Consider the following 13,785-nt stretch of genomic DNA (forward strand, 5'->3'; position numbering starts at 1 on the left):
TTACAGCATTTTTTTAAAGCAAAGACTATTAACGACATCTTTATACTGTCCGTAATTAGGTGTTAGCGTATAAGCGTTTTTTTTATAAAACTGAATAGCTTCTATTTGTCTCTTTCCTGTTTCCAATATACATGCTTCAAAATTTAATTCTTTAGACCAGTTTTCTAATGCTTTTAGAATTTTTGAAGCGACTCCTTGCCCCCTGGTTTCTGGAAGTGTAAACATACGCTTAATCTCAACTTCATTTTCGGTATATTTTTTAAAAGCACCGCAGCCAACAGGTGTGTTGTCTATATAAGCAACTATGACATTTTTTAATACATCTATGTTGTTGTATTGATCATAAAACTCATGGTCATCCCCATCTACAACCTTCAAATAGTTATTTAATAATGTCACTAAATTGACAAAATCGTTATTATCGGAACTGGTTCTAACTAGTTTAATCATTTAAATCGATTATTTTTAGTCCCAATCGCTTTCCCTCCTTAATCATTAATTTATAGGCAGCGTCGTATTCGTTTGGAATCTTTCCTTCTAAAATAGCCTCTTTTATAACGTCCTTTATTAAACCGATTTCGCGTGATGGTTTTATATTAAATGTTTTCATGATCTCTTCTCCGGTAATTGGAGGTTGAAAATTTCTAACATGATCGCGTGCTTCAACTTCAATTATTTTTTCCCGAACTATCTTAAAGTTGTTATGGTATTTATTGAATTTTTTTGGGTTTTTGGTTGTGATATCTGCTTCGCAAAGTGTCATTAAATCGTCAACATAATCACCAGCATCAAAAATTAAGCGACGTACGGCCGAATCTGTTACAATATCTTGTGCCAATACAATGGGACGCGAACTCATAAAGACCATTTTTTGAACAAACTTCATTTTTTCGTTCAAAGGCATTCTTAATCTTTTAAACAAACGGTACACCATTTTGGAGCCCTCAAACTCATGCGAATGAAATGTCCAACCAACTTTTTTGCTAAACCTTTTGGTTGGCGCTTTACCAATATCATGTAATAAAGCCGCCCAGCGTAACCAAAGGTTATCGGTATTTTTTGCTATGTTATCAACGACTTCCAGCGTATGGTAAAAATTGTCTTTATGTCGCTGCCCTTCAACTTCGTCAATACCTTTTAACGCTGTAAGCTCTGGTATTATATAATCCAGCAATCCGGTTTTTTCCAATAAAAGAAATCCAATGGATGGTTTTTTACTTTCAAGAATTTTATTTAATTCGGTAACAATACGTTCTTTGGTTATAATCTTAATCCGATGACTGTTCTTGGTAATAGCATTTAGGGAGGCCCTTTCTATTGTGAAATTTAATTGAGAAGCAAAACGAATAGCGCGCATCATACGTAATGGATCATCACTATATGTAATGTCTGGCGTTAAAGGGGTACGGATTATTTGCTTTTCTAAATCTTTGATCCCATCAAAAGGATCCAGTAAATCACCAAAATGGGATGCATTCAAATTTAGGGCTAATGCATTTATAGTAAAATCACGACGGTTTTGGTCATCTTCCAAAGTGCCATTTTTTACTGTAGGGTTTCTGCTGCCTTCATTATAAGACTCTTTGCGAGCACCTACGAACTCAATTTCTATATCATCATATCTTAACATGGCAGTGCCATAGGTTTTAAAAACCTGTACTTTTGGTTTGGTCGGTAGATTATTTGCGACTTGTTTAGCTAGTTTAATACCATTACCAACGGTAACAATATCTATATCTTTTGCGCTACCGCGTTTTAATATAAAATCACGTACAAAACCACCAATAACGTAGCTGTCTAAACTTAACTCTTTAGCAGATTGAGATATAATTTTGAAAATTTTATGTTGTAATGCCTTTTTGTAGTTCATTTTTTAATTGCCACGAATGCACGAATAGTTCTTTAATTTGTATTCTATGGCATCTTCATAAATAGTGTTAGACATAAATATTTGTGTATTAGTGGCTCATTTTACTCACGTATAATCTTAACAATGCCACTATTACTTAACTTGATAATAGATGACGGTTTATTACAGATTTTTTCACGCTGCAAATTTACAACATAGTCAACACCTTTTACAACCTCTTGGGATATTTCTTTAAATGATTTTGGGGTGGCTTGCCCACTTATATTAGCTGATGTCGAAACGATTGCAGTATTAAGTTTTCTTGAGAGTTGATAACAAAATTCATCATTGGGAATTCTAATGGCTATAGTCCCATCTTCAGCAATTAGGTTAGTGGCCAAATTTTGAGCGTCGTCATAAATGATGGTTGTTGGCTTTTCAGAGATCTCAATAATATTTAAAGCGACTTCGGGGATTCTTTTTACATACTTTTTTAACATTCTATCATCTGCCACCAAGCATATTAGAGCTTTGCTGTCTTCACGTTGTTTTAGCTCATAGATTTTTTTAACGGCCTTTGGATTTGTCGCATCACAACCGATGCCCCAAACTGTATCGGTAGGGTAGAGTATGAGCCCACCGTTTTTAAGTATGTCCAAAGCATTGTTTATTTCATTTTGCATACAGATTAGAGGTTTAGTTTTTAACTAATAGGATTTGATAAGCATCAATTAACACTTTCCAGTCCTTTTTTAGCATGTATTCTACCACTGTTTTTCCTTTTCCGCCACCTGGTAATCCGCAATCATCTATTAATACTACTGAATTATCGTGCAATTTATTCTCAATAAGTTTAAATTCTTTTAAATGATGTTCTTGACTTTTAATTTGGATGTCTGTATCGGTTTTAGAATAATCATAACTATCCAAGTATAAAAAGTCTACAGTGTCTTCAAAATTTTTAAGGAATTCCAAAGAATCATTTAAATGTACGGTTACTGTTTGGTTTAAACCTTGGACGTTGATTTCATCTTGTGCTCCCTTTACTGAATCTTCACTAATATCGACGGAATGCATTTTAGCATTGTTTTGCTGTGCCCATTTGCCAAAAACGATAGTGGCCCCACCATCTCCTTTAGTATTTTTAAGCCCTTCTCTTGAAGTACCGGTTTCAACAATCATTTTAGCCTTTCTTTCATCAAGTAATTTCAATGTTTTGGCAAACGTTACCCGCCGTCTCCTAAAATTATATTTAAAAGGCATGAATGGATATAACGATTTGTGCTTTATAAATTTTAATGAAAAGTGTATAACAATAGCGAGAAGTAAAACGATTACTAATATTTTAAATATCATTTATGAATGTTTTTGTAAAGGTTGAGTCGCAAATTTAGTATTTACTTTTATAAATGTTCCAGAATGTATTTAAATAAAGTTCAATTTTAGGTTTAATACCTTGAAGATAGCTTTGAAAATATAAAAGTATTTTTCCAATAAGCACCTCTTGAGCTTGTCCTCGAGAATATTTATTAGTCCATGCCTATTGTGTGAGAAAAGTTGCGAAGCAATGCATTCAAAACAGATAGTTGAACCACGCCTTTGTCGTGGCAGGCTAATCCCGCCTTTTTTGGCGGGATCTTAGGTTTAATACCTTGAAGATAGCATCGAAAATATAAAAGTATTTTTCCAATGAGCATCTCTTGAGCTTGCCCTCGAGAATATTTATTAGTCCATGCCTATTGTGTGAGAAAAGTTGCGAAGCAATGCATTCAAAACAGATAGTTGAACCTGCCTGCCGACTAATCCCGCCTCATGTGCTGAACTTGTTTCAGTATCTTGCGGACTCCCAAGTTTAATCGAAAAGCATTCCTTGGCTCTGCTACGTGCCTGTTTGCTGGCAAAGGCAGGGTTTCCGTTGAAATTATTTTTGTGAAATCGCAAGATTCATGAATGCATGAATATAAAATAAAGCGCCATGAATAAAACGGCATCTAAATAATATTTTTTACGTCGAACGTCAAATTAAAAGACGCTGTAAAATCAGATATAGCTAAGTCGCTATAAAATGGCATAGAATATTTAGAAATAAAAAATTGAAGTTCAAGGCAAAAAGCGTAGGCATAGCTTAGTTACGGTGAGCATTTTTAACGAAGAAATTCGGTTTTTTACTCTGAAGGGTCATCTTATTTTATATTGATTTAGCTGTACTATATTATTTACTAAATAGGATGTCTCTATAGACTTTAATATATGCCAATGCTGAGGCATTCCAGTTAAAGCTTTTCGCATGGTTTATATAACCTTGCGATAATATGCCCTTATTTTTATTGAACGTATTTAATCCGTTTTCTAGAACTTTTGCCATATAATTTGGGTCATAATGATCCCAATAAAAAGCATGTTCTCCACCAATTTCAGGAAGTGAGGTATTATTAGATAAAAATACAGGTTTTCCAAAACGCATGGCTTCGATAGGAGGAATACCAAAACCTTCCCGCAAAGAAGGAAAAACAAAAGCTTCGCAATTTTGTAAGTAGTATTGCTTGTCTAATTCAGAAATCTTACCAGTAATTAATACACGGTTTTCCAGCCCTAATTGCTTGATCGTTTTTTGTAGTATATTACTAGTATAAGCGGTATGGTTATTACCGGAAAGAATGAGGTTGTATTCAGGTATAAACTCTAACATTTTAACCAAAGTATGAAAGTTTTTACGTTCGGTAAACTCACCAATACTAAATAAAAAAGGAGCATTGGATATTTGTTTTGGTTTATAATTTTGTGGGATTTCAATATCTAAAATAGGATTGCCGTTATAAATGACATATTCGGGAACCTTTGGAACTTTAAAGTACTTGTGCGTGGAAGTTTTTGCGTAATTTGATATATATGTAATAGCATGGCTTCTGTTTAGTTTTTCTTGAAACCGAACATTACAATCATGGGATAGGTCGCTAGACCGTTCTTCAATAAAATTAACATCATGTACCGTTAAAAGGTAGGGGATGTTATAATAAGGTTCAATTTTGATATTTTGATTAAGACAATGCCACAAATCGTATTTTTTTCTAATTCGGAACAGCGTATGTCTTCTTAAAGAATAATATTTTTTGTAGTTAAAATAAGCCTTGTATTCAGATTTTAATGGCTGTGCGCTTTTTGCGTGGAGTGTCATTTTAAAATCTTTCACATTTGCATTATATAGGCCTTTGATTAAATGATAATTGAATTGGCCAAAACCAAAATGTTGGTTTTTTATATTGTGGGATTCTAAAAAAACAGTCTGCATAATTCTTTTTGGCAAAGTAGTAAATTGCCATAATATATCGGTGTAATTATTTAAAAAGATAAAAAGTAATTGTAATATTGTCCTATGAAGTATTCAGAAATTAAAGCAGAATTTCAAAGTCATAAATTGGTGCTTGATGACATTGTTAAAAATTTCGATACTAAAGGCGAACCCTTTGGCAATCAAGATAGAAATTCTTTAAAATTATTTAATTTAGACGAAAAGGTAATTAATGTAAAGTCTTTTAGAATACCCAATATTATAAACCAAATAGCTTATCGTTTTTTAAGAAAAAGTAAAGCACAACGTTCCTATGAGTATGCTAACAAACTTAAAACGTTACAAGTGGGAACTCCAGAACCTATCGCTTTTTACGAATACAAAACCCCTTTTTTGTTTAAAAAAAGTTATTATATAAGTGAGCAAATTGACTGCGATTTAACTTATAGGGAATTAACAACGGACTTTAATTATCCCGATCACGAAAATATACTTAGGGCTTTTAGCAGATTCTCTTTTGATCTGCATGAAAAAGGCATTCATTTTTTAGATCATTCACCAGGGAATACACTGATTAAAAAAAACGATAAGGGTTACGATTTTTATTTAGTTGATTTAAACCGTATGGAATTTAAACCGCTTGATTTTGAAACCAGAATTAAGAATTTTTCCAAGTTAACCATTCATAAATCCATGGTGGAGGTTATGAGTGATGAATATGCAAAATGCACCGGTGAAGATTATAATAGGATATTCAATTTAATGTGGAAAGAGACTGAAGCTTTTCAAAATAGATACCATCGAAAAAGACGGCTTAAAAAGAAACTTAAGTTTTGGAAGAAATAAGAATTACCAGTAGTACCATAAGCCTAATAAACTTAAAAAATTAAGGTTAAATAACCAGTAAGCTAACTGCTCTTGTTTTAACTTTTTATACCCAAAACCTTTGGGGTATTTTCAATTCAAAAAAAAATCAAAAACTCAGTAGGGTATTTTTATAGATAATTGTTTAAATAATTTAAACAGCGATTTTTAATAAATGAAATTTAAAAATAAGGATGTCCTGATCACTGGAGGGTTGGGATTTATAGAGGCTAATTTGGCTATTAAATTAGTAGGATTAGGAGCAAATGTTATCATTATCGATAGGGTCATCTCAGCATATGGGAGGGGATTTAAAAAATATTTACATGAAATTGACTAATCGATATTTGAATGTTTTATCCGGTATTACCAGAAAATGGGGATACCATCGTAAACTAAACCAATTATATAAATCCTTTAATAGGATTGCGTTAACATTGGGCGCTGAACCAATAGTTAGGGCTAAAATGAAAGATGATACGACGATGTTGGTCGATTTAAGTACTAAAACGGAAAGAATACCTTTCTATACGGGTACGTACGATCCTGACTTAATTGCCGTCGTTCATTCTTTATTTAATCCAAATTGCTGTTTTTTAGATATTGGTGCTAACATAGGATTTTATTCCGTTTCGATGAGCCGTGTTATTAAGCTTAAAAACGCTACGGGAAGTGTCATATCTTTTGAGCCATTTGAAGGTAATTATCTCAGGCTTAACAAAAACCTGGAAATCAATAACCTAAATAAAATTTGTCAAACCAGTCACTTAGGATTATCAAATAAAGCATATGAAACCGAGATTACATTAGGGGAGGATTTTAAGCACGGTTCTAATACAGGAAGTGCCGCTATTCGTACTAGTGGGGAAATGGATAAAGGTTTTAAGGTATCACCAATTAAACTTGAGAAATTAGATGATATTTGGCTTAAGAATTATAATCACTATGGAAAAATAGATCTTATTAAGATGGATATTAAGGGCCATGAAGATTTTTGTTTAGAGGGGGGGCAAGAGGTCATTGGCAGGCATCGTCCAACTATACTAATGGAAGTTAATAAGCCTTATTATGTAGCGCGTCATGTTAAGCTGGATGAACGGTTTTTTCCACTTATTCCGGAAAATTATAATATTTATAAAAAAAATGGCTCAAAATGGAAACGTATTACCTCTTTAAATGCGTGTACAACGATCGATAATGTTTTCTTAGTACCACAAGAGAAACTTATTTTGGATGGGTATAATATTTTTGAAAACTAATACCATTGGATTCGTTTGGATTTGTGTCATTCGTGCTCTTTTAAAGAAAAGATATGTACACATGGTAATGTTCTGTAACGGGATATATTTTTTATATCACAGAAATTTTAAACAAGAAAGAGGCTAAATCATTAAGGGTTTTTACGGACAAATTCTTTTGAATGAACTAAAAGAATCTTCAAAAAATTTATAGGGTGTTTTTATAGATAACCGTTTAGTTAATTAAAAGAACTATTTAAAACTTCGTTATTAAAAGCTTCGTAAATAAAATGATTACTTATTATTTTGATGAAGTCTATAAAGCTTAATGTATTTTAAAAAAGTAACGTTAAAGGTTTGTATGCAAATAACAAAACCATTTAAACCATCTAAAAACCCCAATCTTAAAAAGTAAGCCTTAAAAAATGCCCAGGTAGGGTTGAATAGTATTTTCCAAATAGAGGATTTTTTTCCTAAATCGAAATACGCTTGAGCTGCAATAGTAGAAAAGTTTTCGACCTTTATATTATGTTCTCTATAGTCCCTATAGATCCAGTGCAATAGATCTCCCTTAAGCTTACCCGCTTTGAGCCCCTTTTTTAATGTATATCTATCATGAGGGTTTATGCCTTTCCATTCACCGCTCCCTTTTTTAAATAGTCTTAACTTTTTATCGGGATACCAATCAGAATGTTTAATCCACTGTCCGCAATAATTATTGAGTCGGTTACAATAATACCCGTCAAAACCCCAATGCTCTTTTGCCTTTAAAACAGATTTTTGTAGTGTATCAGATAAAGCTTCATCCCCATCTAACGATAAAATATAATCGTATTTAGCATGGGAAAGGGCATAGTTTTTTTGTTCAATATAACCTTCAAATTCATTTTGAATAAAAACCACGTTATATGCCTCGCATATTTCAGGGGTTTTGTCGGTAGAAAAGGAATCTACGACAACAATTTCATCTACGACCCCCACTAGTGATTTTAAGCATTTTTCTAAATGTTCCTCTTCGTTATATGTAATTATGACTCCGGATAATTTAATCATTTGATGCGCTATAAATAATTTTCAAATTAGTTAAACTCTTTTTTGGTTTTTTGTAGAGCAGAAGCTATTATTTGGTGCATGTCATAATATTTGTATTCTGCAAGCCTTCCGCCAAATATAACATGGGGCTCTTGTAACGAAAGTGCTTTGTATGTCTGGAATTTTTTTTGATTTTCATCATTATTGATAGGGTAATAGGCTTCTTTCTCAGGCGTCCACTGTTCTGGGAATTCCTTGGTAATCACTGTATGTTTTTGTTTGCCAAATTCAAAATGTTTATGCTCTATAATTCGTGTATAAGGAACCTGGGAGTCATTATAATTTACAACAGCATTTCCTTGAAAATTTTCCGTATCTAGCTTTGTATTTTCAAATCGTAACGAACGGTATTCTAGGTTGCCGTATTTGCAATTATAGAATTCGTCTATTTTTCCAGTAAACACTATTTTTTTTGCCATACCGCTCAATGCGTCTTTATTTTTAAAAAAATCGACACTGGTTTTTATATCTATCCCTTTTAATAAGCCGTCAATTATTTTGTTATAACCACCAATGGGAATGCCTTGGTAAGCATCATTAAAATAATTATTGTTAAAGGTATAACGCACAGGTAGGCGTTTAATGATAAAAGCAGGTAATTCGGTAGCTTTTTTACCCCATTGTTTTTCGGTGTATTCCTTTATAAGCGTTTCATAAACATCCTTTCCTATTAAGGATAGTGCCTGTTCTTCTAAATTTTCAGGGTTTTTAGAACCAAATTCTTTAATTTGACTTTCTATAATTTTTTTGGCTTCCTCGGGAGTCTGCGTTCCCCACAATTGATAAAAAGTATTCATATTAAAAGGTAAATTATAGAGTTTACCCTTAGATATTGAAACAGGTGAGTTTACATAGTTGTTGAACGTTGCAAACTGATTTACATAATCCCAAATAGCCTTGTCATTGGTATGAAATATATGTGCGCCATATTTGTGTACATTAATGCCATCCATGTTTTCACAGTATACATTACCTCCTATATGATCCCTTTTATCTATAACTAAACATTTTTTTCCTTTTTTAGTCGCTTCATGTGCAAATACACATCCAAATAATCCGGCACCAACAATTAAATAATCATACATTTGTATACTTTTATAATTTTTTAGCAAAACTAGGATATAAATTATCTACAAAAAAACTTTTCAATATAATGTATTACATTTCCAGAAACTATAAATCGCTATTCAATGCTGCAGGAAAAGCAAAAACAGATTGTGAGTTTTCGTTGAAAGCATTGGGGTTTAAAAATCTTGGATTTAAGCAATCATCTATACCAAATTCTGCAATAGGTACAATTAAGAATTTTTTTGGTATCTCGATGGCATTATTAAGATTACCATTTAAATCTGTTTTGTGTACACAATATCCTAATAATAAGTTTAGAAAATTGATATTGTTTTTTGCAAAATTAAAAGGTTGTAAAATAATAACAATAGTTCATGATGTAAGATGTTTAAAGGGTAGGACCAAGGATATTCAAGCTGAATTATCAAAAATAGTATGCTCTGATGTTATTATTGTACATAACGAGGCTATGAAAACATGGTTTTTAGAACAGCATACGACTATACCTATTGTGGTTTTGGGGATATTTGATTATGTCTCTGAAGAAAAACCACTTCAAAATAAAGCTATTAATAAAAGCGATACTTATAGTATAGCCTATGCTGGAGGATTTGGTGAAGGCAAAAATTCATATATCTTCGATTTTGATATACTGGCGCATAGTAAATACCATTTAAAGTTATATGGTGTTGGTTTCGATACCAATAAACGCAAGGTAAGCGAAGAGGCATCTGTTCTTTTTTATCAAGGTGCTTTTCCATCAGACCAAATAGCCCATAAAATAGAAGCTGATTTCGGCTTAGTATGGGATGGTACCTCAACAGCATCCTGTAGTGGAGATTTAGGGGCGTATTTAAAATACAATAACCCCCATAAAACATCCTTATATCTTTTGTGCGGACTTCCGGTAATAGTTTGGGACCAAGCAGCCATCGCTTCCTTTATTGTTGACAATAATTTGGGAATAAGTATTTCGGACTTAAAAGATTTGAATGCTGTTTTGGAAAAGTTAACACCAGAAGATTATGCGTTGATGAAAAACAATGTGCTAGGTGTTCAGGAAAAAGTAATGAAAGGACAGTTTGTAGAAACAGCAGTTAAGAAAGCATTAGAAAAAGTAAATGGCCAATAATTTTAAATAGCTATTATACTATTACTTTAAGAAAGCTTTTAGTTTATTAATGAAAAGCTGTGGTTCGAATTTTTTATATAGAGCAGGAGCTTCCTTTTTATATTTCTTTTCGGCTTTGGTATATAGTTCTGGTTTAAAATCCTTTAAGTGTACACTAGCGTTGTTGTTATTTTCAAAAAGGTTCCAAGTCGCTTTATCAATCCATGGGGAGTATATAGCAAATGTTTTAATGTTTAAGGCTTTAGCCATATTAATAGCGCCGCCTTCGTTCCCAATTAAAGCGTCACAATGATATGTTATAGCTAAAAAGGCCCTTAAGCGCTTTCCAAAAACATGAAAGTAAATGTTTTTTTGGGTTTCTGGTTTACATAAATCAAATATGGTTTTAGCTTCGGTTTCTTGTTTTGGTATGTAATTGAATAGTATTTGTCCAGAAGTTTCTTTAACTATGGTATCAATGACTTCTGCCATATAACTAAAAGGGTACGTTTTTTTTTCGCCACTACCCAATACACTTATCATGTATAAAGGCTTGTTAAAATCTATTTGGTGTTTTATAAGAAAGTCCTTACCGGTAGAAATTTCCTTTTCGGTCAAATATATTTTTGGCTTTATAAATGTTGTTTCAATACCTAAAGGTTCTAGTAATTGCATTCTATTGATAATGGCCAATCCAGTTTTGCCATTATTGTTCTTTTTCCTTTTTATATTATAATGATAAAAAAGGGTCGTATAATATTTATGGTATGAAATTTTAGTTTTTGCTCCAGAAAAAAGACTTATTAAATTACTGGATAATTTAGAATAGACATCAATAACAATATCGTACTTTTTATTTTCTACAGACTTAGCAAATTTTAGAAGTTTAGCTTTACTTCGTTCTGTCTCTTTAGTAAATAAAAGGAAGTTATCAATGTTTGGGTTGTTTTCTACAACAGCAACGGTATGCTCATTTATTAAATAATCCAATTGCCCCTTTGGATATTTTAAGCGAAGTGCTTCAAACAGAATACTGCTTGTAAGCACATCGCCAATCATTTTTTGTTGTATGATTAAGATCTTCAAAATTTACAACTTCGATTTTTTTGTATGTTTTCTGCAAAAGAGTAAATACTACCTACTGCCACCGTATACTGCTAGCTAGTCTATACAGCTACATTATGCTCTCTTAAAGCATCGTTAAGCGACGTTTTTTTGTTGGTACTCTCTTTACGTTTGCCGATAATCAAGGCACAAGGTACGTTATAACTTCCAGAAGGGAATTCTTTAGCATAACTACCAGGTATAACTACAGAACGCGCAGGTACCCTCCCTTTATATTCAACAGGCGTATCCCCAGTTACATCGATAATCTTAGTGCTCATAGTTAAAACAACACCGGCACCTAAAACAGCTTCGGTTTCAACACGTACCCCTTCAACAACAATACATCTAGATCCGATAAAGGCGTTATCCTCTATAATTACTGGAGCTGCTTGTAAAGGCTCTAAAACACCACCAATGCCAACACCACCAGATAAATGTACATTTTTACCTATTTGTGCGCAACTGCCAACCGTGGCCCAAGTATCGACCATAGTGCCTTCATCCACATAAGCGCCAATGTTTACATAACTGGGCATTAAAATGGTACCGCTGGAAATATAAGCACCATGTCTTGCGACAGCATGAGGCACCACACGAATCCCTTTTTCTGCATAACCACGTTTTAATGGAATTTTATCATGAAATTCTAATGGGCCGGCTTCAATCGTTTCCATTTTCTGAATTGGAAAATATAAAACAACTGCTTTTTTTACCCATTCGTTAACTTGCCAACCATCAGTAATTGGCTCCGCTACTCTCAATTCACCTGTATCTAATAAATCTATAACCTTTCTTATAGCAGAAATTGATGTTTCTTCTTTTAAAAGATCCCTGTTCTCCCAAGTCTTTTCTATGATTTGTTGTAATTCTGTCATTGATATTTAAATTTTGAGCAAATATAATAGGTATCATTTAAAAAATAGAACGAAAAAGCCATTATATCAATTATGAAGCACCTTAAATTTTTCATCTATTGATGCAAAATTTAATGAAAATAAAAGCCTGTTTTTCCTTTGAAAGAAAAAAATAAATCGATGAAATGCATTTTTGTTGTATTTCGTCTTGATAAACAGGCTTTTAATCTGTTTATCGATAAAAATTTGTAGCTCCACTACTAATCGAAAATACGTTGGCTTATAACTAATTTTTTGTGTTTGAACTTTGGTATGAACATATATTTGGAACATGCAAACAATGATAAACGACATGAAAACAAATACTTACATACTGTTAATTTTATTGCTTTCCTTTTCTTTCGGGATTGCTCAAAGCGATACTAATAAGATAGAAGCTAATAGTGTTATACCAGTTTCTGTAAATAATGAGGAAGTAGTGATTGTTAAAGATAATGCAGTAAAAACTGTGAAAGAGCATGACACCTTGTTAATTGATGCTAAAGAATTAAGAGCGTCTATGGCGCGTACTAGTGATATTAGACTTTATCTTAATCGTGTAAGAAATGTTGAAAATATTAGATTGTTATTTCCAAAAATAAATAAGCCGGTAAAAGCTTAAATACTATAGATTTTAATTATTATTAATGTTGAAACGATGTGATAAAGGTTGTCTGAAAAGGCAGCCTTTGTTATTTTATTGAATTTTTAAGTATTGAAATTTTATTTTTTTAAAATTTAACGCCTTCAGGTAGTTTATTAAACTATTTTTGCACAAAGTAGATATATGGCCCGCATTTTAGCAATAGATTATGGTACAAAGAGAACGGGGATAGCCGTGACCGATGCGTTACAAATTATAGCCTCTGGGCTTACCACTGTTAATACGAAAGAGCTTATAAAATTTTTAAAGGATTATACCAATAAAGAACAGGTGGAATTATTTTTGGTCGGAGCCCCAAAACAAATGAATAATACCGTATCAGAGAGTGAAGTTCACATTCTTCCATTTATAGATAGTTTAAAAAAGGAATTTCCCAATATTCCAATTAAAAGGGTAGATGAGCGATTTACCTCTAAAATGGCTTTTCAGACCATGATTGACAGTGGGTTAAAAAAGAACCAACGAAAAAATAAAGCGCTCATAGACGAAATTAGTGCTACTCTTATATTACAGAGTTATTTGTATTCTAAATAACAGAAACTTCATTAGGGATAAATATTTTTCGGAGCAAGCCACGAGGTATTCAAAGGAAAAACACCTTTAAATTTCC

15 protein-coding genes are annotated in these 13,785 nt (G+C 32.6%); 6 read left to right on the plus strand and 9 right to left on the minus strand.

Features of this window, described 5'->3' with window-relative positions:
• The 5 genes from PQO00_RS03140 to PQO00_RS03160 form a co-directional block, all read right to left on the minus strand.
• Positions 1–450, minus strand: coding sequence for a GNAT family N-acetyltransferase (locus PQO00_RS03140; RefSeq protein ID WP_274183377.1), 450 nt, complete (start codon positions 448–450; stop codon positions 1–3).
• Entirely contained in the window at positions 443–1,870 is a 1,428-nt protein-coding gene (locus PQO00_RS03145; RefSeq protein ID WP_274183378.1) for a CCA tRNA nucleotidyltransferase, read from the minus strand. Before PQO00_RS03145 ends, PQO00_RS03140 begins: the two co-directional genes overlap by 8 nt.
• Before the next feature lie 101 nt (positions 1,871–1,971).
• A complete protein-coding gene (locus PQO00_RS03150) occupies positions 1,972–2,532 on the minus strand; it encodes an L-threonylcarbamoyladenylate synthase (protein ID WP_274183379.1) in 561 nt (186 codons plus the stop codon).
• A gap of 13 nt (positions 2,533–2,545) precedes the next feature.
• Positions 2,546–3,205 (minus strand): class I SAM-dependent methyltransferase, encoded by a 660-nt coding sequence (locus PQO00_RS03155; RefSeq protein WP_274183380.1) that lies wholly within the window; start codon positions 3,203–3,205, stop codon positions 2,546–2,548.
• An 856-nt stretch (positions 3,206–4,061) separates the two neighbouring features.
• On the minus strand, positions 4,062–5,138 hold the full coding sequence (locus PQO00_RS03160; RefSeq protein WP_274183381.1) for a glycosyltransferase family 1 protein: 1,077 nt from the start codon (positions 5,136–5,138) through the stop codon (positions 4,062–4,064).
• Between the two features lie 84 nt (positions 5,139–5,222).
• Between PQO00_RS03160 and PQO00_RS03165 the strand changes: the two genes are divergently transcribed.
• From PQO00_RS03165 to PQO00_RS03175, 3 genes are all read left to right on the plus strand, one after another.
• Complete coding sequence (locus tag PQO00_RS03165; protein ID WP_274183382.1) at positions 5,223–5,984, plus strand: lipopolysaccharide kinase InaA family protein; 762 nt, start codon at positions 5,223–5,225, stop codon at positions 5,982–5,984.
• 193 nt (positions 5,985–6,177) lie between these two features.
• Positions 6,178–6,342 (plus strand): hypothetical protein, encoded by a 165-nt coding sequence (locus PQO00_RS03170; RefSeq protein ID WP_274183383.1) that lies wholly within the window; start codon positions 6,178–6,180, stop codon positions 6,340–6,342.
• Entirely contained in the window at positions 6,329–7,261 is a 933-nt protein-coding gene (locus PQO00_RS03175) for an FkbM family methyltransferase (protein ID WP_274183384.1), read from the plus strand. The genes PQO00_RS03170 and PQO00_RS03175 overlap by 14 nt, the downstream gene beginning before the upstream one ends.
• 273 nt (positions 7,262–7,534) lie before the next feature.
• Here the strand turns inward: PQO00_RS03175 and PQO00_RS03180 are convergent, their stop codons facing one another.
• Positions 7,535–8,293 carry a glycosyltransferase family 2 protein gene (locus PQO00_RS03180; RefSeq protein WP_274183385.1) on the minus strand — a complete coding sequence of 253 codons (759 nt, stop codon included), beginning with the start codon at positions 8,291–8,293 and terminating at the stop codon, positions 7,535–7,537.
• Positions 8,294–8,319: 26 nt separating this feature from the next.
• Positions 8,320–9,417 (minus strand): UDP-galactopyranose mutase, encoded by a 1,098-nt coding sequence (gene glf / locus PQO00_RS03185; RefSeq protein ID WP_274183386.1) that lies wholly within the window; start codon positions 9,415–9,417, stop codon positions 8,320–8,322.
• 68 nt (positions 9,418–9,485) lie between these two features.
• Here glf and PQO00_RS03190 point away from each other — a divergent pair, with 68 nt between their 5' ends.
• The gene (locus PQO00_RS03190) at positions 9,486–10,532 is read left to right on the plus strand and encodes a beta-1,6-galactofuranosyltransferase (protein WP_274183387.1); all 1,047 of its coding nucleotides are present in this window, start codon (positions 9,486–9,488) and stop codon (positions 10,530–10,532) included.
• A gap of 21 nt (positions 10,533–10,553) precedes the next feature.
• On the opposite strand, the gene PQO00_RS03195 is transcribed toward PQO00_RS03190, so the two are convergent.
• Positions 10,554–11,597 carry a glycosyltransferase family 9 protein gene (locus tag PQO00_RS03195; protein WP_274183388.1) on the minus strand — a complete coding sequence of 348 codons (1,044 nt, stop codon included), beginning with the start codon at positions 11,595–11,597 and terminating at the stop codon, positions 10,554–10,556.
• Between the two features lie 80 nt (positions 11,598–11,677).
• Entirely contained in the window at positions 11,678–12,493 is an 816-nt protein-coding gene (locus PQO00_RS03200; RefSeq protein ID WP_274183389.1) for a 2,3,4,5-tetrahydropyridine-2,6-dicarboxylate N-succinyltransferase, read from the minus strand.
• A 331-nt stretch (positions 12,494–12,824) separates the two neighbouring features.
• Between PQO00_RS03200 and PQO00_RS03205 the strand changes: the two genes are divergently transcribed.
• Complete coding sequence (locus tag PQO00_RS03205) at positions 12,825–13,133, plus strand: hypothetical protein (protein WP_274183390.1); 309 nt, start codon at positions 12,825–12,827, stop codon at positions 13,131–13,133.
• Positions 13,134–13,298: 165 nt separating this feature from the next.
• Positions 13,299–13,709, plus strand: coding sequence for a Holliday junction resolvase RuvX (ruvX, locus tag PQO00_RS03210; protein WP_274183391.1), 411 nt, complete (start codon positions 13,299–13,301; stop codon positions 13,707–13,709).
• The last annotated feature ends 76 nt before the right edge of the window (positions 13,710–13,785 follow it).

This window comes from Flavivirga sp. 57AJ16 (genome assembly GCF_028736925.1).
Classification (GTDB): domain Bacteria; phylum Bacteroidota; class Bacteroidia; order Flavobacteriales; family Flavobacteriaceae; genus Flavivirga.

What these genes read in the sequence shown, in the direction of transcription:
- PQO00_RS03140 (WP_274183377.1), bottom strand. Translation starts at nt 450, where the DNA reads ATGATTAAACTAGTTAGAACCAGTTCCGATAATAACGATTTTGTCAAT.
- PQO00_RS03145 (WP_274183378.1), bottom strand. Translation starts at nt 1,870, where the DNA reads ATGAACTACAAAAAGGCATTACAACATAAAATTTTCAAAATTATATCT.
- PQO00_RS03150 (WP_274183379.1), bottom strand. Translation starts at nt 2,532, where the DNA reads ATGCAAAATGAAATAAACAATGCTTTGGACATACTTAAAAACGGTGGG.
- PQO00_RS03155 (WP_274183380.1), bottom strand. Translation starts at nt 3,205, where the DNA reads ATGATATTTAAAATATTAGTAATCGTTTTACTTCTCGCTATTGTTATA.
- PQO00_RS03160 (WP_274183381.1), bottom strand. Translation starts at nt 5,138, where the DNA reads ATGCAGACTGTTTTTTTAGAATCCCACAATATAAAAAACCAACATTTT.
- PQO00_RS03165 (WP_274183382.1), top strand. Translation starts at nt 5,223, where the DNA reads ATGAAGTATTCAGAAATTAAAGCAGAATTTCAAAGTCATAAATTGGTG.
- PQO00_RS03170 (WP_274183383.1), top strand. Translation starts at nt 6,178, where the DNA reads ATGAAATTTAAAAATAAGGATGTCCTGATCACTGGAGGGTTGGGATTT.
- PQO00_RS03175 (WP_274183384.1), top strand. Translation starts at nt 6,329, where the DNA reads ATGAAATTGACTAATCGATATTTGAATGTTTTATCCGGTATTACCAGA.
- PQO00_RS03180 (WP_274183385.1), bottom strand. Translation starts at nt 8,293, where the DNA reads ATGATTAAATTATCCGGAGTCATAATTACATATAACGAAGAGGAACAT.
- glf (WP_274183386.1), bottom strand. Translation starts at nt 9,417, where the DNA reads ATGTATGATTATTTAATTGTTGGTGCCGGATTATTTGGATGTGTATTT.
- PQO00_RS03190 (WP_274183387.1), top strand. Translation starts at nt 9,486, where the DNA reads ATGTATTACATTTCCAGAAACTATAAATCGCTATTCAATGCTGCAGGA.
- PQO00_RS03200 (WP_274183389.1), bottom strand. Translation starts at nt 12,493, where the DNA reads ATGACAGAATTACAACAAATCATAGAAAAGACTTGGGAGAACAGGGAT.
- PQO00_RS03205 (WP_274183390.1), top strand. Translation starts at nt 12,825, where the DNA reads ATGAAAACAAATACTTACATACTGTTAATTTTATTGCTTTCCTTTTCT.
- ruvX (WP_274183391.1), top strand. Translation starts at nt 13,299, where the DNA reads ATGGCCCGCATTTTAGCAATAGATTATGGTACAAAGAGAACGGGGATA.